This is a genomic window from Serratia sp. AR11 (assembly GCF_056376275.1).
In genome coordinates this window covers 19,747-39,147 of record NZ_CM150739.1, presented here as the reverse complement: position 1 = coordinate 39,147, position 19,401 = coordinate 19,747, and the positions used below count along the sequence as shown (strand labels likewise).

The following is a 19,401-nucleotide window of genomic DNA, read 5'->3' as shown; positions in this document are numbered from 1 at the left end:
CTTAGCTCTTGTTCTTTTTGCACATTGGGAAGCCCAGCGCTTCGCGAGAAGCGTAGTAGGCCTCGGCCACGGCTTTGGTCAGCGTGCGGATACGCAGAATATAACGCTGACGCTCGGTCACCGAGATCGCCTTGCGCGCATCCAACAGGTTGAAGGTGTGGCCGGCCTTCAGAATACGTTCGTAAGCCGGCAGCGGCAGTGGTTTATCCAGCGCCAGCAGCGACTGGGCTTCTTTCTCGTACTGCTCAAAGCAGGAGAACAGGAAGTCCACGTCGGCGTATTCGAAGTTGTAAGTGGACTGCTCCACTTCGTTCTGATGGAACACGTCGCCATAGGTGGTCACACCCAGCGGGCCGTCGCTCCACACCAGATCGTAGACGCTGTCCACGCCCTGGATATACATCGCCAGACGTTCCAGACCGTAGGTGATCTCGCCGGTTACCGGTTTGCACTCCATGCCGCCGACCTGCTGGAAGTAAGTGAACTGCGTCACTTCCATGCCGTTCAGCCACACTTCCCAGCCCAGGCCCCAGGCGCCAAGCGTCGGGTTTTCCCAGTTATCTTCTACGAAGCGGATATCGTGAATGGTCGGATCCAGACCCAGCTCTTTCAACGAGCCCAGGTACAGTTCCTGAATGTTGTCCGGCGATGGCTTAATCACCACCTGGAACTGGTAATAGTGTTGCAGACGGTTTGGGTTTTCACCGTAGCGGCCGTCGGTCGGGCGGCGGGACGGCTGCACGTAGGCGGTAGCCATTGGCTCCGGCCCCAGTGCGCGCAGGCACGTCATCGGGTGTGAGGTTCCCGCGCCGACTTCCATGTCCAATGGTTGAACGATGGTGCAGCCCTGGCGCGCCCAATAGTCCTGCAGTGTCAGGATCAGGCCCTGAAAGGTCTTGGTATCAAACTTTTGCATGTTGAATTCGCACGCGATACAAGTGGATTTAAATGGGATGCGCCAGTATACCCGTTGACCGTAAGATATACAGCCCGAATCCGGTAACAAGTGCGAATCATCAAAGAAGCGCGGTGTTTTTACGCACTGAAATGGGGCAAATGCGCCTGCATGGCACGGTTTCCCCCTGCGAATACACCACGCCCCCCCGCCCTCCATGATCTCCGAGACTGGCACCAACCTTGCTAGCGTCCTGATAACCAACATTTCAGGAGGTTCGCTGATGACTACCGCCTTAACCGACAGCCGCTATCGCTACCGTATTTTCGCCATGGTGTTCTTTATTGCGTTGATCAACTACGTCGATCGCGGTGCGCTATCCTTCGCCGCCAACGATATCTCCCGAGAATTCAACTTCAACAAGGCCCAACTGGGCGCCGTGCTGGGCTACTTCGGCTTTGGCTATTTGTTCGGTTCGCTGTGCGGCGGTTTTCTGGCCGACCGCGTCGGCACCAAAAAGGTCTGGCTGATCGCCGGGGCGCTGTGGTCGCTGCTGGAGATCGCCACCGCCTGGGCGGGCGAACTGGGGGTAGCACTGTTTGGAGGGTCGGCGATCATGGGTTTCGCCGCGCTGCGTATCATGTTCGGTTTTGCCGAAGGTCCGGCCTATGCGCTGATGAACAAAACCATCGCCAACTGGGCACCGCGCAAGGAGCGTGGGTTTTCGCTGGGCATCGGCCTGCTGAGCACTCAGGTGGGGTCGCTGCTGACCGCACCGCTGGCCGTGGGGCTGCTGCTGCTGACCGATGACTGGCGCAGCATGTTTATGCTGCTGGGTCTGTTCTCGCTGATCGCCATTCTGCTGTTTGCCCGTTTCTTCACCGACACGCCGGAGGAGCACCCTGAAGTCAACGCCGTCGAACTGGCAGCCATTAGCGCCGATCAGGACGCAGACAGCCAGCAACCACGCCTGCCGTGGTGGGCATTCTTTACCAACCGCACGCTGGTGTTTAACGCCCTGGGTTACTTCTCTTTCCTCTATGTCACCTTTGTGCTGGTGACCTGGGGGCCTAAATACCTGCAAGACACCTTTAATTACGATCTGCACTCGCTGTGGTATGTGGCGATGATCCCGTGGAGCGGGGCCTGTTTCACCGTTCTGCTCGGCGGCCGCATCGCCGACGCGCTGCTACGACGCTTTGGCAACCTGCGGCTGGCGCGCAACCTGTTCGCGGCAATCACCTTGCTGCTGACCGCCACCTGCTTCCTGCTGATCCCCTTTATGAGCACGCCGACCGAAATCATTCTGCTGATGACGCTGGGTAACGCGCTGAATGCGCTGGTGAATAATGTGTATTGGTCGGTGGTGATCGACGTCACGCCCAAGGCTTCGGTGGGTGCCTACAGCGGCATGACGCTGGCGATCGCCAATATTGCCTCGATCACCGCACCGGTGCTGAGCGGCTGGCTGGCACAACACCACGGTTATGGCGCGATGTTCTTCGCCACCGCCGTGGTGTCCTTCTGCAGCATGCTGTGCATGACCCTGCTACAGCCGGAAAGAAAGATAGTGGCCGATGGCTCGCTGCCCAATCGCCCTGGTGTGCAGCAAACGGCTCCCTAAGCGATTAGGCTTCGACACTCAAAACCGCGCACTGACGCCGACGTTATACATAAACTGTTCGCCGCTGCTCAGGCCGCCGGTCTGCGAAACGGTGGCGAACGCGGCCACCTGATCGGTCAGCGGCATGTTCGCTCCCAGCGTCACATCCACCCAGTTTTTATCCTGATTGGCGCTGTCGCGGGTAAAAGAGGTCTGGGTGGACTTCAGGCCGCCGCCGGCCCGATAGACATCATCGCCAAACTGATGCTGATAGCTCACCTCGGCGTACGGGTTAAACAGGCCGAAATTGCTGTCTAACCGCCAGCCCAGCGCACCAATCTGCGAATGATAGTTCTGGTCATTGAACCGCATGGCGGTGCTGTCGTTGCCGTCCTCGCTGTAACCGGAGACGTTACTGTAATCCCAGGCGAACTGCGCCATCGGCCCGGTGGTCAGATAAGAAGTAACAGGGAAGTCATAACCGGCGGTGACCCTTGCGCCCCACTGCTTGCCATCGGTGCTGCCGGTTTCGGTGCGGGTTAACGACCCTAGCTGCATGCTGCGGCGAATATCATCGTAATCCATTGTCGCGTAGTGCAGATCGGCATTCACCCAACCGTGCTCAAACACGTCCAGGGCGGTAAAGGCCGAGAACAGCAGGCCACGCGCCTTATAGTCGTAGCGGCTGGAAGGCTGCTGATCGTCATTGGAGCCGGAAATCAACGCACCGATCAGCCAACCGTCGGTCAACTGGTAATCCACCCCGACCGTCAGATTATGGGTGGTGGCGTTGCCATCACCTGCCGCCAGATTGGCGGAATAGTCATAGTGTTGTCCGGCATAACCGCCGAACACGCCCAGCGCCCCTTGCGGATTGCCGCCATTGCGCAACTGTTGGAAACGGCTGTCGAGGGTAGCGCGGCTGTCACGCGCCATGGCCGCCGTCGCCTGATTCAGCGCCACCACCTGCGCCGGGCCGTCCAGCACCGCCTGAATGTAATCGGCGATCAGTTGATGTGCCTGCGGGCTGGGGTGGAAATGATCGGCAAACAGATAGGTTTGGCTGCTGTCAAAACCCGGCATCGCCGAGCTGCACACCGCGGAAGAAACGCCCGGCGGGCAGGCCATGCCGGCGGTATTGGTAAAGCCAAACTGCGCCGGATTGGCAATCGCCTCGCTAAACAGTTTGTTGACATCAACCCGAACGATATTGCCGCTGCCCTGTGCCAGCAGGCGGTCTTCGTTCTGGTTGTAAAAATCGGTCAGTTGCCCGGCCTGAGCACTCAGGTTGTCAAAGGCGGCAATCAACTGTGCGGCAATCGCCTGCTGCACCTGCGGGATGGCACTGCCCTGCGCCGCAGCGGCCGTCAGCGCTTGGTGGATGGCCTGAGTTCGCGAGTCATTGTCCGGGGTCGCCAGCGAATTCAGGGTGGCGTAGGCCGCCTGCACTGCCGCGTTTTGCACCGGCGTCAGCGCCTGCTGGATAATCAGTTCCATCAACTGCGGCGTAGAGCCAATATTCGGCACCGTCGGGACAATCACCGTTCCGGCACCGGCATTTAACAACGAGTGAACCTGCGCTGCAGCGGCGGCCGCACTGTTGTAGGCCACTCCCGGCGCAGTCGTCGGATTTAACGCCGCCGCCGCCAGGTCGTTGCCGCCAATCCAGTGAATATACAGCCCATCACCGTCGGCCCGGCCATTGACCCGGTTGAGGTAGCTCTGCACCTGATCCTGAGTGTTATCCGCCGGGTTAAGCGCCGGTACCGCCACGCCACCGCCCGCGGCATAGTTGTCACCGCCGTTATCCGATGCCACCAGCGCGGCACCAATACGTTGCGCCAGCACTTCGTCGTATAACAGATGTTTATTGCTGTCGTAGGTAAAGCGGCCATTGTTGCCGGTGTCGCTCAGACTGTCGCCGAAGACGTAGAGTTGGTCGTAGGCCAGCGCTGAGGTCGTCATACTGCATAATATTGCCACTGCAAGCACCGCCGGGCGGGGCATACGAGTTATTTTTAGAGGCATGAACAGACTCCTGAGAGCCAAGCAAATGAAGGAAAATACATTTTTATCATTGGCCTTTTTGGCTACCGGCCATCTAGTAAATATTGCTGGCTTTTTCGCCACGTCAAGCCGGTCGTTGATAAAACAATCAGGGGCTTGCCAAGTTCGTAACTTCGGGCGATGCTTACTGTAAATAAACACAGCACAAGGACAGTCAGTATGATCAACGAACGTTGCGGTTGGGTGACGGCAGATCCGTTATATCTCGAGTATCACGACAAGGAATGGGGCGCACCGACGACCGATGCGCGTGAACTGTTCGAAATGCTGTGTCTGGAAGGGCAACAGGCCGGGCTTTCCTGGATCACCGTGCTAAAGAAACGTGAAAACTACCGTCGTGCCTTCCACAATTTCGATCCACAGCGGGTGGCGGCCATCAGCCAACAAGAGGTGGAAACGCTGCTGCAGGACAGCGGCATTATCCGCCACCGGGGCAAAATCGAGGCCATCATTGCCAACGCCAGGGCCTATCTGGCGATGGAAGCAGCCGGTGAAGACTTCGTCAGCTTTATCTGGACCTTTGTCGACGGCAAGCCACTGCTCAACCGTTGGCAACAATTGAGCGAAGTACCGGCGAAAACCGAACGTTCAGACGCCATGTCCAAGGCGCTAAAAAAACGCGGCTTCAAATTTATCGGTTCTACCACCTGTTATGCCTTTATGCAGGCCAGCGGGCTGGTGAACGATCATCTGACCGGATGCCTCTGCTACCCAAAGCCGTAGCGATCCACCCTTGCGGCCCGGCCGATCTGCCGCGGCTGATGGCCCTGTGGTTGCCCAGCACCATCGCCGCCCATCCGTTCGTGAAGGAAAGCTACTGGCGGGAAAGCGCAACGCTGGTACGGGAAAACTACCTGCCGCGAGCGCACAGTTGGGCGTATTGGCATGAGGGGGAGATCGTCGGCTTCATTAGCGTGTTGGATCAGCGTTTCATTGGCGCGCTGTTTGTTGAACAGGCGTTTCACGGTCGCGGCGTCGGACAGGCGCTGATGGCGCACGTACAACAACGCTATCCCCAGCTGAGCCTGGAAGTGTATCAGGAGAATCTGCGCGCCTGCGCGTTCTACCATAAGCAGGGTTTCCAGGTAACACAGCGCCTGTTAAATGAAGAAACTCAAGCCTATACGTTGCTCATGAACTGGGCCGCCAGCGTTTGATTCTTGTCACTTCTGGCTAAAAACAGCGCACTCCGCACCGGGGTGCGCTCAATTCAGAATCCGCTGCATGGTATTCCCCTCCGTTTTACCGGATAACAAGCGCAGCCCGTGAGCCGCTTATAATTTGTCACGTTTTTTTCCGGAACTGCCGGAGGAGATACGCGTCATAGTAGCGCCGCAATCTGGCGTGCCAGGCGGCCAACGGTTTTTTTTTAGCGTCCCCGAGATTGGACTGACGCACACAGATTCTGATGCCACAAAGGAAAAAACATGAATAAACGCATTGCGATTATTGCCGGCGCGGTGAGCATTGCGCTCACGCTGTCAGCCTGTACCACCAACCCGTACACCGGGGAATCTGAAGCCGGAAAATCCGGCATTGGCGCAGGGATCGGCGCGGCATTGGGCGCAGGCGTCGGCATGCTGTCCTCGTCGAAAAAAGACCGCGGCAAAGGCGCACTGATTGGTGCCGCTGCCGGTGCAGCACTGGGCGGCGGTGCCGGTTATTACATGGACGTGCAGGAAGCCAAACTGCGCGACAAAATGAAAGGTACCGGCGTTAGCGTGACCCGTCAGGGCGACAATATCGTGCTGAACATGCCAAATAACGTCACCTTCGACAGCAGCAGCGCTACCCTGAAACCGGCGGGTGCCAATACCCTGACCGGCGTGGCCATGGTGTTGAAGGAATACCCGAAAACGGCGGTTAACGTGGTCGGTTACACCGACAGCACCGGTTCCCGTGCGCTGAACATGACCCTGTCGCAGCAACGTGCCGACGGCGTGGGTAGCGCGCTGATCACCCAGGGTGTTGCGGCCAACCGCGTCCGCACCTCAGGTGCCGGTCCGGACAACCCGATCGCCTCCAACAGCACCACGGAAGGCAAGGCGCAAAACCGCCGCGTTGAAATCACCCTCAGCCCGCTGCAGTAATCCCGTGCGGGGCGCTCTGCCCCGCCACTTCCTGTCCTCCGCCGCTCCGCCATTGGGCATTCCGGCTCTGCGCCGGGTGTGTTAGTCTCCTTGGCAATTAACCACAGGGGAGATCGGCTGTGAGCAGTGTTAAGGCAATTCGCGCCTCGGGGCGGGCCACCATCAGCGATGTGGCGAAAACCGCCAAGACGGGTAAAACCAGCGTATCGCGCTATCTCAATGGTGAGCAGCACCTGCTTTCTGACGATCTCAAACAGCGCATCGAACAGGCGATCCACCAGCTCGACTATCGGCCCAGCCAGATGGCACGCAGCCTGAAGGGCGGCCAAACGCGGCTGATTGGCCTGATCATCGCCGACATCACCAATCCCTACTCGGTGGATGTAATGCGCGGTATCGAAGCGGCCTGCCGCCAACACGGTTTTACCCTGCTGGTGTGTAATACCAATAACGAGGTCAATCAGGAACAGCACTACCTGCAATTGCTTAGCAGTTACCGGGTAGAGGGCATCGTGGTCAATGCCGTCGGTATGCGCGAAGAGGCGCTGTCGACCCTGCAACAATCGATGCTGCCGATGGTGCTTATTGACCGCAAAATCTCTGATTTCGCCTGCGATGTGGTGGGCCTCAACAATCACGAAGCGGCCACCGTCGCCACGGAACACCTGCTGCAACAGGGTTTCGAAGCCATTTTGTTTCTCAGCGAGCCAATCGGCACGGTCAATACCCGCCTGGAAAGGCTGCACGCCTTTAACCAGACCATGGCGCAACATGCCGGACTGTTGGCCGAACAGGCCGAAACTCCGCTTAACGACGTTAAGCAGCTGGAAGGCGTGATCCGCGACTTTAACGCTCGCCATCGCGGTATGCGCAAGGCGGTGATTTCCGCTAATGGTGCCCTGACGCTGCAGGTGGCACGCGCCATGCGCCGGCTGGGTATCCAGTGGGGCAGCGATATCGGCCTGCTGGGCTTTGACGAGCTGGAATGGGCCGAACTGGCTGGGGTGGGCATCACTACCCTGAAACAGCCCACCTATCAAATGGGCCATGCCGCGCTGGAGCAACTGGTGCAACGCATTCAGGGCCTGAATACCCCCATCAGCGAACAGATGTTCCCCGGTGAACTGATCGTGCGCGGCTCCACCACCCGATAATCTCTCCCCTTTCCCGCAGGGGCGCGAGCTGTGCGCCCCTTACATCGCATCATCCAGACTATTTTTTGCTCAGGTTCGTGACTGCGATCATATTTTTACACTCTGTCGCTTTTGTCTGGAACCGGTACCATTTAACTTGTGGTTAACAGTATCGGTGGGACTGACACCACCTCAGGAGCAAAAATGACCAGAGAAATTATCATAGTGACCGGCGCCTATGGCACCGATACCGTCCAGCAGCTCGGTGGCCAGGCCGCTTTACTGCCGATCATCGCCGGTGCAGGTGCCGACGGCGTAGAAATTCGCCGCGAACTGTTTTCTGCTCAGGATCTACAGGCCCTGCCGGCTCTGGCTCAGGCCATCGAACAGCAGCAACTGTTTGCCGTTTATTCCGCACCTGAAGCCCTGTTTACCCCGCAGCACACGCTGAACCCAAATCTGCCTGCACTGCTGGCGGAAGCCCAGACGTTGAATGCGCGCCAGTTAAAATTATCCCTGGGCCATTACCAGCCGGGCTTCGATTTTACCGAACTGAAAGTGGCACTGGAGCAGCATCCGGTCAACCTGGTGGTGGAAAATGACCAGACCCCGGACTGCGGCATTCTGTCACTGCTGAACGCCTTTTTCCACGCGGCGGAAGATAACCGTCTGCCGGTCAGCATGACTTTCGATATGGCCAACTGGCATTGGGTGGGCCAAGACGCCTTCGCCGCCGCCGAGCGCCTGGCCCGCCACGTCAGCTACGTTCACGTTAAAGCCGCCACTCATAGCCTGAAAGGCTGGCGTGCCGTGGCGCTGGACGACAGTGACGGTAAATGGCGTGAGTTGCTGACCCGCCTGCCGCAGGATGTTCCACGTGGCATTGAATTCCCATTGCAGGGTGACAGTCTGGAAGACGTAACCCGCTACTACGTTAACCTGTTACGCGCGGAGTAAAACATCATGACAACGCTGACAGCCGCGCATAGCGCACCATTGGACGTCGTCACCCTGGGTGAAGCCATGGCCATGTTCGTGGCAAGCCAAACCGGCGATATGGCGGAAGTGGAAACCTTCACCAAACGCATTGCCGGTGCCGAACTGAACGTGGCGATCGGTCTGGCACGTCTGGGCCTGAACGTCGGCTGGGTCAGCCGCGTCGGCAATGACAGTTTCGGCCGCTTCGCCCTGCAACAATTGAAAAAAGAAGGCATTAACGCCCAGCAGGTAACGGTAGACGGCAATTATCCGACCGGTTTTCAGATCAAATCTAAAACCACGGATGGTACCGATCCCAAGGTGGAGTATTTCCGCAAAGGTTCGGCGGCCAGTCATCTTTCAGTGGACGATTTCAACCGCGAATACTTCGGTTCCGCTCGCCATCTGCACCTGAGCGGCGTAGCGGCGGCCCTGTCCGGTCAGTCGCTGGCGCTGTGTCACCATGCCGCACGTGAGATGCGTGCGATGGGTAAAACCATTTCGTTCGACCCTAATTTGCGTCCGGTGCTGTGGTCCAGCCAACAGGTGATGATCGAACAGCTCAATAAGCTGGCGTTTGCCGCCGACTGGGTGCTGCCGGGGCTGAAAGAAGGGCAAATCCTCACCGGCCAATCAACGCCGGAAGGCATTGCCGATTTTTACCTGGAGCGCGGCGTACAGGCGGTGATTATCAAAACCGGCCCGGACGGCGCCTGGTTTAAAACCGCCGCCGGCGACCAGGCGGCCGTAGCTGCCATTAAAGTCGACAACGTAGTGGACACCGTGGGGGCAGGCGACGGTTTTGCCGTCGGCACCCTTAGCGCCCTGCTGGAAGGCAAAACGCTGAAACAGGCGGTCCAACGCGGTAACAAAATCGGCTCGCTGGCGATCCAGGCCATCGGCGACAGCGAAGGCTTGCCGACCCGCGCAGCACTGGCTGAATAAATATAACAAACATAATCGGTTAACCGACTTCTCCACATGACGTGTACCTCTGGCCCTACAACCAGGACGCGTTGAGAGAACACTGAGGAATCTGAACATGAACAAAGCGACTATCGCGGCTAAACGCTGGTGGTACATCATGCCCATCGTGTTTATCACCTACAGCCTGGCCTATCTTGACCGCGCCAACTTCAGCTTTGCTTCGGCCGCCGGCATTAATGACGATCTGGGCATCACCAAGGGCATGTCCTCGCTGCTGGGCGCGCTGTTTTTCCTCGGCTATTTCTTTTTCCAGATCCCCGGCGCTATCTATGCCGAACGCCGCAGCGTTAAAAAACTGATTTTCTGGTGCCTGATCCTGTGGGGGGCCTGCGCCTCACTGACCGGCATGGTCAGTAATATCCCCATGCTGGCCGCTATCCGCTTTATCCTCGGCGTGGTGGAAGCCGCGGTAATGCCGGCGATGCTGATTTACATCAGCAACTGGTTCACCAAATCAGAACGCTCACGCGCCAATACCTTCCTGATCCTCGGCAACCCGGTCACGGTGCTGTGGATGTCGGTGGTTTCCGGCTACCTGATCCACGCCTACGGCTGGCGTGAAATGTTCATCTTTGAAGGCATTCCGGCGGTGATCTGGGCCTTCTGCTGGTGGGTGCTGGCCAAAGATAAACCCGCCCAGGCCAAATGGCTGAGCGACGGCGAAAAACTGGCGTTGCAGCAGCAGTTGGAGGAAGAACAAAAAGGCATTAAAGCGGTGCGTAACTACGGTGAAGCCTTCCGTTCACGCAACGTTATTCTGCTGTGCGCACAGTACTTTGCCTGGAGTATCGGCGTGTATGGCTTCGTGCTGTGGTTGCCTTCCATCCTGCGCAGCGGCATGCAGATGGGTATGGTGGAAGCCGGCTGGCTGTCGGCGGTGCCTTATCTGGCGGCGACTATCGCCATGATCCTGGTGTCCTGGGCCTCCGACAAAATGCAAAACCGTAAGCTGTTCGTCTGGCCGCTGTTGCTGATTGGCGCGCTGGCTTTCTTCGGCTCTTACGCCGTCGGTGCCAACCATTTCTGGGTCTCTTACACCCTGTTGGTGATTGCCGGTGCCGCTATGTATGCCCCTTATGGGCCTTTCTTCGCCATCATTCCTGAAATGCTGCCGAAAAACGTTGCCGGTGGCGCTATGGCACTGATCAACAGCATGGGTGCACTGGGTTCCTTCTTCGGCTCGTGGTTTGTCGGTTACCTGAACGGCGCAACCGGTAGCCCGGCGGCTTCTTATATGTTTATGGCTATTGCCCTGCTGGCGGCGGTGGTGCTGACGCTGGTCGTCAAACCCGCTCGCAACGAGGCCCAGCCACAACTGGCCTGATCTACCTGAATGACCGGGGTGACGGGCGCTGCGCCCTTCACCCTTTTTGCTTTATGTTATGTTGGATCCCCAACGTCCTAATCGTTAGCTTGCTGGAGTTCGTGATGAAGCCTTCTATCGTTTTATACAAAAATATCCCCGCCGACCTGCGTGAACGACTGGAACAGCACTTCACCGTGCACGCCTTCGACGGCCTGACCCCGGATAACCACGATGAGCTGCGCCAGGCGTTGCAACAGGCGGAAGGGATCATCGGTTCCGGCGGTAAAATTGATGAGGCTTTCCTGCAGCAGGCGCCAAAACTGCGTGCGGCCTCAACCATTTCCGTCGGTTACGACAATTTCGACGTCGACGCGCTTAATGCCCATAACGTGCTGCTGATGCATACCCCTACCGTGCTGACCGAAACCGTCGCCGATACCATCATGAGTCTGGTGCTGGCGACAGCGCGCCGGGTGGTGGAAGTGGCCGAACGGGTAAAGGCCGGCGAATGGCAGGGCAGCATTGGGGCCGACTGGTTTGGCGTCGATGTACACCATAAAACCATCGGCATCCTCGGGATGGGCCGAATTGGCCTGGCGCTGGCGCAACGTGCGCACTTCGGCTTCGGCATGCCGGTGTTGTATAACGCCCGCCGCACGCACGAAGAAGCCGAGCAACGTTTTAACGCCCGCCGCTGTGACCTGGATACGCTATTGGCTGAATCCGATTTCATCTGCATTACGCTGCCGCTGACGGATGAAACCTTCCATATGATCAGCCGCGACCAACTGGCGAAAATGAAAAAGAGCGGCATCCTGATCAACGCCGGTCGTGGCCCGGTGGTGGACGAAGCCGCGCTGATAGAAGCGCTGCAGAACGGGACCATCCATGCCGCCGGGCTGGACGTTTTCGAAAAAGAGCCGCTGCCGGTGTCTTCTCCGCTGCTGACGCTGCCAAACGTAGTGGCACTGCCGCATATCGGTTCTGCGACCCATGAGACCCGCTATGGCATGGCCGAATGTGCCGTCGACAACCTGATTGCCGCCCTGACCGGCACGGTCAAAGAAAACTGTGTTAATCCGCAACTGCTGAAAAAGTAACTTTCATGGATGCCAGTGAAATAAAAACTGGCATCCATTCAAAATTACCAAGATTTTTTCGGCGGATGTCGCCGCATATGGAATACCCGAAGGATATGTATTTCATTATTTTTGATTCTGTAGGGGATCAGATAAGGAAAGGTTTTCATCACGATTTCCCGGGTTCCCATCACCCTGCCTGCCCTGCCCAAAGCCGGATTTGTCGCCAGCAAGTTTACTAATCGAAAAACCTCCCTGGCGAATTGGGTCGCAACCTGAGGACTCTCTTGATAAAACCAATCGTACGCATCATCAAAATTGCTTGCGGCTTTCCTTAGCCATTTAATTTTCATCGTTAACAATCACCCCCATCTTCTTGAAGCGGGCTTCCATTTCATCGTCAGAAACAAAATCCCCCTGATCCGCCTCAATGATTGCCTGCTGAGTTTCAGCAATTTGCCAGGCTTCGCGGTTAATAAAATCTCGGATGGCCTGCCCGGCCAAAAACGATTTAGTTCTGCCGGTCGCTTTGGCCAAAGCTTCGAGCTGCTCACTAAGATCTTCCGATAGTCGAACGGACATCACGCTCATAGGTCACCTCACACTACAATGTATACATTGTAATATAGATTAAAAAACCACCGGGTAACAGCCTGGTTTCTCCCCCCACCTTCTCCTCCCGGAAAATTATCTGTTGGGATGAGGCTATTTTTTTATCGTTGGTCACACTGGGCATTACCCTACAAGAAAAACGCTTCCTGCCACGCGTAAGGAGAGCCATGAAACGCCTGACCCTTCCCCTGTTGATGCTGCTGTCACCGGCGGCAATGGCGAGCTGGACGCTGCAAAGCTTCCCGACCTTTGACGAGTCCGCCAGCGGCTTGTTCACCAGCCACGCCACGTTGGCCAAGGGCGAACTGCCGCTGAAGATTTACCAGAACCAACAGTGCTGGCAGCCGACCACGGCGGCCAAACTGAATCAAGCCCTGTCACTGCAACCTTGCGGCGATAACCCACCGGTTAACTGGCGGTTGTTCCGCGCAGGCGAATATCAGGTGCGCATCGACACCCGCAGCGGTACACCAACGTTGCAGCTCAGCCTGAAAACCGCACCGGAAATCGCCGCCGCTTCGGTAGCACGCATCTGCCCACGCTGGAACGGCTTGCCGGTCACTCTTGACGTGGCGGCGACCTTTGCCGAAGGTGAAACGGTACGTGATTTCTATTCTGGCCAAACGACCAGGGTCAGCCAGGGCAAAGTCACCCTGCAACCGGCCGCAGGCAGCGGGGGGTTACTGTTGCTGGAGTCGGCAAGCAGCGAGAAAGCCGCGCCGTTCAACTGGCACAACGCCACGGTCTACTTCGCCCTCACCGATCGCTTTGAAAACGGTAACCCGGCCAACGACCACAGCTACGGCCGCCGCAGCGACGGCATGCAGGAGATAGGCACCTTCCACGGCGGCGATTTGGCCGGCCTGACGAAAAAGCTCGATTATCTGCAACAGCTCGGCGTCAATGCGCTGTGGATCAGTTCGCCGCTGGAGCAAATCCACGGCTGGGTTGGTGGTGGCACCAAAGGCGACTTCCCGCATTATGCCTATCACGGATACTACGCGCTGGACTGGACCCGGCTCGATGCCAACATGGGCAGCGAGCAAGATCTGCGCACGCTGGTCGAGCAAGCGCACCAGCGTGGTATCCGCATCCTGTTCGACGTGGTGGTGAATCATGTCGGTTACGCCACGCTGGCGGATATGCAGGCTTTCCAGTTCGGCTCGCTGTATCTGAAAGGTGCAGAGATCGAAAAAACACTGGGTAAAAACTGGGGCGACTGGCGGCCAGGCACAGGACAAAACTGGCACAGCTTCAACGATTACATCAACTTCAGCGATAAGGCCGGTTGGGACGCCTGGTGGGGTAAAAACTGGATCCGCACCGATATCGGCGACTACGATCCACCGGGCTATGACGACCTCACCATGTCGCTGGCCTTCCTCCCGGACATCAAAACTGAAGCGTCCGGCGCCAGCGGTCTGCCGCTGTTTTATCGCCATAAACCCGACAGCGCTGCACACGAAATTCCCGGTGCGACTCCCCGCGACTACCTGACTACCTGGCTCAGCCAATGGGTACGCGATTACGGCATTGACGGCTTTCGCGTCGATACCGCCAAGCACGTGGAGAAACCGACGCTGGCGCTGCTGAAACAGCGTGCCACGGCGGCGTTGGCCGAGTGGAAAGCCGCTCATCCGCAACAGGCACTGGATAACACCCCGTTCTGGATGACTGGTGAAGCCTGGGGCCATGGCGTGATGAAAAGTGACTATTACCAGAACGGCTTCGACGCGATGATCAATTTTGATTTCCAGGATCAGGCGTCGCAGGCGCTGAGCTGCTTCTCCAGCATCGACACCACCTACCAACAGATGGCTGACAAGCTGCAGGATTTCAACGTGTTGAGCTACATCTCTTCGCACGATACCCGGCTGTTCTTTGCCAGTGATGCCAAAGGGTCGCTGGCGCTGCAGCAGCGTGCCGCCGACCTGCTGCTGCTGGCCCCCGGCGCGGTACAAATTTACTACGGTGATGAAAGTGGCCGTCAGCTTGGCCCGAGTGGCTCAGACCCGTTGCAGGGCACCCGTTCCGATATGAACTGGAGTGAGCTGCAGGGCGACAAAGCCCCACTGCTGGCGCACTGGCAGCGGCTGGGTCAATTCCGCGCTCGTCACCCGGCAATCGGTGCGGGTAAACAGCAGTCGCAACAAACGGCGCAATACTACGCCTTCAGCCGCCGGCTCGGCGACGATAAGGTGATGGTGGTGTGGGTCGGCGATCGGTCACAATAATTCAGCGCGATATGCTGGTAAATGGCCATCGGGCGAAGTTTACTCCCGGTGGCTGTTTTATGAACCGCATTGCGTCGGAAATTGACAGGCGGTATGGTGGGGAATTACCTGCTAAAAATAATACAGCTGCACCTATGACTTTTTCACTTTTCGGCGACAAATTTACCCGTTACGCGGGCATTACCCGTTTAATGGATGACCTGAACGAAGGCCTGCGCACCCCCGGTGCCATCATGCTCGGCGGCGGTAATCCGGCGCAAATTCCAGAGATGGAAAGCTACTTCAAACAGCTGTGTCAGGACATGCTCGACCAGGGCAAACTGACCGAGGCGCTGTGTAACTATGACGGCCCGCAGGGCAAAGACGCCCTGCTGAAAGCACTGGCCAAATTGCTGCGCGACGAGCTGGGCTGGCAGATCTCTCCACAGAATATTGCACTGACAAATGGCAGTCAGAGCGCGTTTTTCTACTTGTTTAACCTGTTTGCCGGCCGCTATGCCGACGGCAGCCGCCGCCGCGTGCTGTTCCCGCTGGCGCCGGAATATATCGGCTATGCCGATGCCGGGTTGGATGAAGGGCTGTTTGTCTCGGCCAAACCCAACATCGAATTGCTGCCAGAAGGCCAGTTCAAGTATCACGTTGATTTCGAACACCTGAACATCGGCGATGATATCGGCATGATCTGCGTATCACGCCCGACCAATCCGACCGGCAACGTGATCACCGACGAAGAGCTGATGAAGCTCGACCGGTTGGCGCAGCAGCGCAATATTCCGCTGGTGATCGATAACGCCTATGGCGTGCCCTTCCCCGGCATTATCTTCAGCGACGCAACGCCGCTGTGGAACCCGAACATCATTCTGTGCATGAGCCTGTCGAAACTCGGCCTGCCCGGTTCGCGCTGCGGCATTGTGATTGCCGATGAAAAGACTATCAGCGCCCTGACCAACATGAACGGCATCATTAGCCTGTCACCGGGCAGCATGGGGCCGGCGATGGCAACGGAAATGATTGAACGCGGCGATCTGCTGCGCCTGTCCAACGAAGTGATCCGTCCGTTCTACAAACAGCGCGTCGAGCACACTATCGAGATCATTCGCCGCTACCTGTCACCAGAACGCTGCCTGATCCATAAACCGGAAGGGGCAATTTTCCTCTGGCTGTGGTTCAAGGACCTGCCGATTACCACTGAATTGCTGTACCAGCGCCTGAAAAAACGTGGCGTGCTGATGGTACCCGGCCACTATTTCTTCCCTGGGCTGGAGCATGAATGGCCGCATACTCATCAGTGCATGCGGATGAACTACGTGCCGGATCCGGAGAAGATTGAGCGTGGCGTGGCAATCCTGGCGGAAGAGATCGAACGCGCGCACCAGGAATAATGATCCTGCCTTGCCCGATTGATTGAAAATTAACCAAAAAAGATATATGATACGTATATCGTATATCTTTTTTCTCAGAAGGTTAATTATGGCCCGCATAGTGATTGATTTACCTGAAGAAGACCTGCGGCAACTCGACAATCTGAAGAACATTCGTCATGTCCCTCGAGCTGAGATCATCCGGCAGGCAGTCTCTCGTTATCTGGTGGTAAACCGGGTGGATGACCCAAGTAATGCTTTCGGATTATGGTCGGGTGTATTGGGTGACGGCGTCGATTATGAGAATCAGCTCCGCGAGGAGTGGGATTAATGACCGCTCAACTGGTGCTATTTGATACCAATATCCTGATCGATTATCTCAATGGCATTCCGCAGGCCAGGGAGGTACTCACCGAATACCATGCCCACCCGGCAATCAGCGCCATTACCTGGATGGAGGTCATGGTTGGAGCAAAAAAACAATCGTCAGCGCTCGAACTTAAAACCCGCCAATTTTTAGGGCAATTCTTGTTGCTGCCAATCACCGATGAGGTTGCGGAGCGAGCAGTTGAACTACGTCACTCACGAGGAATAAAACTACCCGATGCCATTATCTGGGCTACGGCGCAAATTGGTTTCAGAACGCTAATTTCTCGCAATCCCAAAGACTTCGGCACCAGTAACGGTGTGCTGATGCCGTATCAACTTTGACGCACTATTGCCAGAGTCTTACATCGCCCAGAACAAGACCGCCAGCAACTGTGGCGACATGATGCGCAGGAACATCGCCAAAGGATAAACCGTGGCGTAAGACAGCGCGGCGGCACCGCTGGTCGGGTGCAGGCCGTTAGCGAAGGCCAACGCCGGCGGATCGGTCATTGACCCTGCCAGCATGCCAGACAGCGTCAGGTAGTTCATCTTGCCCACCATCCGCGCCAGTACGCCCACGCTAAACAGAGGGATCGCAGTAATCAGCGCGCCATAGCCAATCCATGCCAGCCCTTCGCCATTAATCAGCGTATCGACAAAGTTACCGCCCGACTTCAACCCGACCACCGCCAGAAACAGCACGATCCCCAGTTCACGCAACGCCAGATTGGCACTGGGCGGCATAAACCAGTACAGCTTGCCGATGCTGCCGATACGCCCAAGGATCAGCGCCGCCACCAGTGGGCCACCGGCCAGCCCCAGACGCAATGCCGCTGGGAAACCCGGTATAAACAGCGGGATGGATCCCAACAGCACGCCGAGGCCGATTCCGATAAACACCGGTAGCATTTGCACCTGCTGCAACTTCTGTTGGGCGTTGCCGACAATCGCCGCCACCGCCTCGATAGATTCGGGCCGCCCCACCAAGTTGAGGATGTCACCAAATTGCAGCGTCACATTGCTGCCGGCCACCAGCTCGACCCCGGAACGGTTGAGTCGCGAGATCACCACGTCGTATTTCTGCTTCAGGTTCAGATCGCGGATTTTACTGCCCAGCACCTTCTCATTGGTCACCACTGCTCTCACCACCTGCAGCTCTGTACCGCGCGTTGACAGCGAGACGTCGACCTCTTCGCCAATCACCAGCCGGGCATTTTCCAGGCTTTCGCGCTTGCCCACCAGATGCAGATAATCGCCCAGTTCCAACTTTTCAAGCGGTGCCGGCACCATCAGCAAATCGCCGCGTTTCAGGCGAGAACAGATGATATCCTCGCCGTTCAGCAGTGGTACATTTTTGATAGCCATCCCCTGCAGATTCGGGTTACGCACCGCCACGTTCATGGTATGCAGCAGTTCGCGCTGGTTGCCCAGGCTGCTTTCAAACGCCTGCGCCTCTTGCTCGATATTAATGCGGAAAAACAGGCGTATCAGCCACATCACCAATAAAATGCCACAGATGCCAAACGGATAGGCCATGGCGTAACCCATACCCATGCGATCAACCAGTGCCGGATCTGAACCCAAATCGGTAAGGATTTGCTGCCCAGCGCCGAGCGCCGGAGTATTGGTGACCGCCCCGGAGAACACGCCAAGAATAATCGGCAACGGCACGGCAAACAGCTTGTGAACCACCGCCGCGACCAACCCACCGACCAGCACCAGTAAAATGGCGAAGCCGTTGAGCCGTAGCCCGGACACCCGCAAGGAGGAGAAAAATCCCGGACCGACCTGAATACCAATGGTGTACACGAACAGGATCAGGCCGAATTCCTGGATGAAATGCAGCATGTCGCCATTAAGATTGAGCTGCCAGCTCTGGGCGAAATGCCCAACGATAATGCCGCCGAACAGCACCCCACCGATGCCCAGACCCACCCCGTAGATCTTCCAGTTACCCATCCACAGCCCGAGAACGGCCACCAACGCCAACATGCTGACGGTCAGGGCGATTTCGCTCATAGCTCACATCCTTGCCAAAAGTTTAACAACCGGTTTGCGGTTAAAGACTCACAATTAACAGGGATTTTGGCACAGGCGGAAAAGGGTGACTGTGGCTTGCGCCACAGAAAGCAAAGGGGGAAGCCCGTTAGGACTTCCCCCTGAAAATTTAACTGTTTCTCAGTCGGTTATTTGGCTTCCAGCCCTGGCGTAGTGCCGATGGCGATCCGCTGTGGCTGCAGGGCTTCCGGTACCTGACGCACCAGATCGATATGCAGCAGGCCATTTTCAAACTGGGCCTCGGAAACCTGCAAATGCTCAGCCAGCGTGAAGGTCAGTGCGAACTCTTTGCACACCAACCCCTGATGCAGATATTCCACCTGTTTTTCCGACGGTGTCGGCTTACCGCGCACGGTCAGGCGTGGGCCTTCGACTTCAATATCCAGTTCGCTTTGTTTGAAGCCGGCCAGCGCCAGAGAAATGCGGTAGTGGTTATCGTCGCTTTTCTCGATGTTGTATGGCGGGAACCCTTGCGGCTCCTGGCCACCCATTGAACTGGCCAATTTGTCAAAGCCGATCCACTGACGCAGTAGTGGGGATAAGTCGTAATTGCGCATAGTATTAACTCCTTCTATGAAGCGAGATAAGGTTTAATCGCCCCCTGACGGCAGGCAGTTAACTAACATTCA

Annotated in this window: 19 protein-coding genes; 13 read left to right on the top strand and 6 right to left on the bottom strand. The window is 57.1% G+C overall.

What is annotated here, in order from left to right:
* Nucleotide 1: 1 nt before the first annotated feature.
* On the bottom strand, nt 2–916 hold the full coding sequence (gene glyQ, locus ACSOSI_RS00185) for a glycine--tRNA ligase subunit alpha (protein WP_218217374.1): 915 nt from the start codon (nt 914–916) through the stop codon (nt 2–4).
* Between the two features lie 262 nt (nt 917–1,178).
* On the opposite strand from glyQ, the gene ACSOSI_RS00180 reads away from it, so the two are divergent.
* Complete coding sequence (locus ACSOSI_RS00180; RefSeq protein WP_476706372.1) at nt 1,179–2,519, top strand: MFS transporter; 1,341 nt, start codon at nt 1,179–1,181, stop codon at nt 2,517–2,519.
* Between the two features lie 18 nt (nt 2,520–2,537).
* Here ACSOSI_RS00180 and ACSOSI_RS00175 read toward each other — a convergent pair whose 3' ends face one another.
* A complete protein-coding gene (locus ACSOSI_RS00175; RefSeq protein ID WP_476706371.1) occupies nt 2,538–4,526 on the bottom strand; it encodes an autotransporter outer membrane beta-barrel domain-containing protein in 1,989 nt (662 codons plus the stop codon).
* A gap of 198 nt (nt 4,527–4,724) precedes the next feature.
* On the opposite strand from ACSOSI_RS00175, the gene ACSOSI_RS00170 reads away from it, so the two are divergent.
* The 8 genes from ACSOSI_RS00170 (at nt 4,725) to ghrB (ending at nt 12,159) form a co-directional block, all read left to right on the top strand.
* Nucleotides 4,725–5,288, top strand: coding sequence for a DNA-3-methyladenine glycosylase I (locus ACSOSI_RS00170; protein WP_261132753.1), 564 nt, complete (start codon nt 4,725–4,727; stop codon nt 5,286–5,288).
* Nucleotides 5,264–5,722: an N-acetyltransferase gene (locus tag ACSOSI_RS00165; RefSeq protein WP_017891164.1), complete on the top strand. Its 459-nt coding sequence runs from the start codon at nt 5,264–5,266 to the stop codon at nt 5,720–5,722. The genes ACSOSI_RS00170 and ACSOSI_RS00165 overlap by 25 nt, the downstream gene beginning before the upstream one ends.
* Before the next feature lie 270 nt (nt 5,723–5,992).
* Nucleotides 5,993–6,655, top strand: a complete 663-nt coding sequence (locus tag ACSOSI_RS00160; protein ID WP_476706370.1) for an OmpA family lipoprotein — start codon at nt 5,993–5,995, stop codon at nt 6,653–6,655.
* Between the two features lie 137 nt (nt 6,656–6,792).
* Nucleotides 6,793–7,809 (top strand): LacI family DNA-binding transcriptional regulator, encoded by a 1,017-nt coding sequence (locus ACSOSI_RS00155; protein ID WP_041418841.1) that lies wholly within the window; start codon nt 6,793–6,795, stop codon nt 7,807–7,809.
* A gap of 183 nt (nt 7,810–7,992) precedes the next feature.
* Nucleotides 7,993–8,745: a sugar phosphate isomerase/epimerase family protein gene (locus ACSOSI_RS00150; RefSeq protein ID WP_329910682.1), complete on the top strand. Its 753-nt coding sequence runs from the start codon at nt 7,993–7,995 to the stop codon at nt 8,743–8,745.
* A 6-nt stretch (nt 8,746–8,751) separates the two neighbouring features.
* Nucleotides 8,752–9,711, top strand: coding sequence for a sugar kinase (locus ACSOSI_RS00145; protein ID WP_012004532.1), 960 nt, complete (start codon nt 8,752–8,754; stop codon nt 9,709–9,711).
* A gap of 97 nt (nt 9,712–9,808) precedes the next feature.
* Complete coding sequence (locus ACSOSI_RS00140; protein WP_012004531.1) at nt 9,809–11,077, top strand: MFS transporter; 1,269 nt, start codon at nt 9,809–9,811, stop codon at nt 11,075–11,077.
* Between the two features lie 104 nt (nt 11,078–11,181).
* Nucleotides 11,182–12,159 (top strand): glyoxylate/hydroxypyruvate reductase GhrB, encoded by a 978-nt coding sequence (gene ghrB, locus ACSOSI_RS00135; RefSeq protein ID WP_218217369.1) that lies wholly within the window; start codon nt 11,182–11,184, stop codon nt 12,157–12,159.
* Nucleotides 12,160–12,203: 44 nt separating this feature from the next.
* Here the strand turns inward: ghrB and ACSOSI_RS00130 are convergent, their stop codons facing one another.
* Together ACSOSI_RS00130 and ACSOSI_RS00125 are read right to left on the bottom strand one after the other, a co-directional pair.
* On the bottom strand, nt 12,204–12,491 hold the full coding sequence (locus ACSOSI_RS00130; RefSeq protein ID WP_012004529.1) for a type II toxin-antitoxin system RelE/ParE family toxin: 288 nt from the start codon (nt 12,489–12,491) through the stop codon (nt 12,204–12,206).
* Entirely contained in the window at nt 12,481–12,729 is a 249-nt protein-coding gene (locus ACSOSI_RS00125) for a CopG family ribbon-helix-helix protein (RefSeq protein WP_012004528.1), read from the bottom strand. The genes ACSOSI_RS00130 and ACSOSI_RS00125 overlap by 11 nt, the downstream gene beginning before the upstream one ends.
* A gap of 188 nt (nt 12,730–12,917) precedes the next feature.
* On the opposite strand from ACSOSI_RS00125, the gene ACSOSI_RS00120 reads away from it, so the two are divergent.
* The 4 genes from ACSOSI_RS00120 to ACSOSI_RS00105 all read left to right on the top strand — a co-directional run bounded on the left by ACSOSI_RS00120 (nt 12,918) and on the right by ACSOSI_RS00105 (nt 17,056).
* Entirely contained in the window at nt 12,918–14,984 is a 2,067-nt protein-coding gene (locus tag ACSOSI_RS00120) for an alpha-amylase (protein ID WP_476706369.1), read from the top strand.
* A gap of 134 nt (nt 14,985–15,118) precedes the next feature.
* Complete coding sequence (locus tag ACSOSI_RS00115) at nt 15,119–16,366, top strand: valine--pyruvate transaminase (RefSeq protein WP_041418423.1); 1,248 nt, start codon at nt 15,119–15,121, stop codon at nt 16,364–16,366.
* Nucleotides 16,367–16,454: 88 nt separating this feature from the next.
* A complete protein-coding gene (locus tag ACSOSI_RS00110; RefSeq protein WP_041418839.1) occupies nt 16,455–16,676 on the top strand; it encodes a ribbon-helix-helix domain-containing protein in 222 nt (73 codons plus the stop codon).
* Nucleotides 16,676–17,056, top strand: coding sequence for a type II toxin-antitoxin system VapC family toxin (locus tag ACSOSI_RS00105; protein WP_012004524.1), 381 nt, complete (start codon nt 16,676–16,678; stop codon nt 17,054–17,056). The genes ACSOSI_RS00110 and ACSOSI_RS00105 overlap by 1 nt, the downstream gene beginning before the upstream one ends.
* An 18-nt stretch (nt 17,057–17,074) precedes the next feature.
* On the opposite strand, the gene ACSOSI_RS00100 is transcribed toward ACSOSI_RS00105, so the two are convergent.
* Entirely contained in the window at nt 17,075–18,733 is a 1,659-nt protein-coding gene (locus ACSOSI_RS00100; RefSeq protein ID WP_112363463.1) for a putative transporter, read from the bottom strand.
* 167 nt (nt 18,734–18,900) lie between these two features.
* Nucleotides 18,901–19,329 carry a small heat shock chaperone IbpB gene (gene ibpB / locus ACSOSI_RS00095; RefSeq protein WP_012004522.1) on the bottom strand — a complete coding sequence of 143 codons (429 nt, stop codon included), beginning with the start codon at nt 19,327–19,329 and terminating at the stop codon, nt 18,901–18,903.
* Between the last annotated feature and the right edge of the window lie 72 nt (nt 19,330–19,401).

Bases quoted from the DNA above. Each gene is read 5' to 3' on its own strand.
- glyQ (WP_218217374.1), bottom strand. From the start codon at position 916: ATGCAAAAGTTTGATACCAAGACCTTTCAGGGCCTGATCCTGACACTG.
- ACSOSI_RS00180 (WP_476706372.1), top strand. From the start codon at position 1,179: ATGACTACCGCCTTAACCGACAGCCGCTATCGCTACCGTATTTTCGCC.
- ACSOSI_RS00175 (WP_476706371.1), bottom strand. From the start codon at position 4,526: ATGCCTCTAAAAATAACTCGTATGCCCCGCCCGGCGGTGCTTGCAGTG.
- ACSOSI_RS00170 (WP_261132753.1), top strand. From the start codon at position 4,725: ATGATCAACGAACGTTGCGGTTGGGTGACGGCAGATCCGTTATATCTC.
- ACSOSI_RS00165 (WP_017891164.1), top strand. From the start codon at position 5,264: ATGCCTCTGCTACCCAAAGCCGTAGCGATCCACCCTTGCGGCCCGGCC.
- ACSOSI_RS00160 (WP_476706370.1), top strand. From the start codon at position 5,993: ATGAATAAACGCATTGCGATTATTGCCGGCGCGGTGAGCATTGCGCTC.
- ACSOSI_RS00150 (WP_329910682.1), top strand. From the start codon at position 7,993: ATGACCAGAGAAATTATCATAGTGACCGGCGCCTATGGCACCGATACC.
- ACSOSI_RS00145 (WP_012004532.1), top strand. From the start codon at position 8,752: ATGACAACGCTGACAGCCGCGCATAGCGCACCATTGGACGTCGTCACC.
- ACSOSI_RS00140 (WP_012004531.1), top strand. From the start codon at position 9,809: ATGAACAAAGCGACTATCGCGGCTAAACGCTGGTGGTACATCATGCCC.
- ghrB (WP_218217369.1), top strand. From the start codon at position 11,182: ATGAAGCCTTCTATCGTTTTATACAAAAATATCCCCGCCGACCTGCGT.
- ACSOSI_RS00130 (WP_012004529.1), bottom strand. From the start codon at position 12,491: ATGAAAATTAAATGGCTAAGGAAAGCCGCAAGCAATTTTGATGATGCG.
- ACSOSI_RS00125 (WP_012004528.1), bottom strand. From the start codon at position 12,729: ATGAGCGTGATGTCCGTTCGACTATCGGAAGATCTTAGTGAGCAGCTC.
- ACSOSI_RS00120 (WP_476706369.1), top strand. From the start codon at position 12,918: ATGAAACGCCTGACCCTTCCCCTGTTGATGCTGCTGTCACCGGCGGCA.
- ACSOSI_RS00115 (WP_041418423.1), top strand. From the start codon at position 15,119: ATGACTTTTTCACTTTTCGGCGACAAATTTACCCGTTACGCGGGCATT.
- ACSOSI_RS00110 (WP_041418839.1), top strand. From the start codon at position 16,455: ATGGCCCGCATAGTGATTGATTTACCTGAAGAAGACCTGCGGCAACTC.
- ACSOSI_RS00105 (WP_012004524.1), top strand. From the start codon at position 16,676: ATGACCGCTCAACTGGTGCTATTTGATACCAATATCCTGATCGATTAT.
- ACSOSI_RS00100 (WP_112363463.1), bottom strand. From the start codon at position 18,733: ATGAGCGAAATCGCCCTGACCGTCAGCATGTTGGCGTTGGTGGCCGTT.
- ibpB (WP_012004522.1), bottom strand. From the start codon at position 19,329: ATGCGCAATTACGACTTATCCCCACTACTGCGTCAGTGGATCGGCTTT.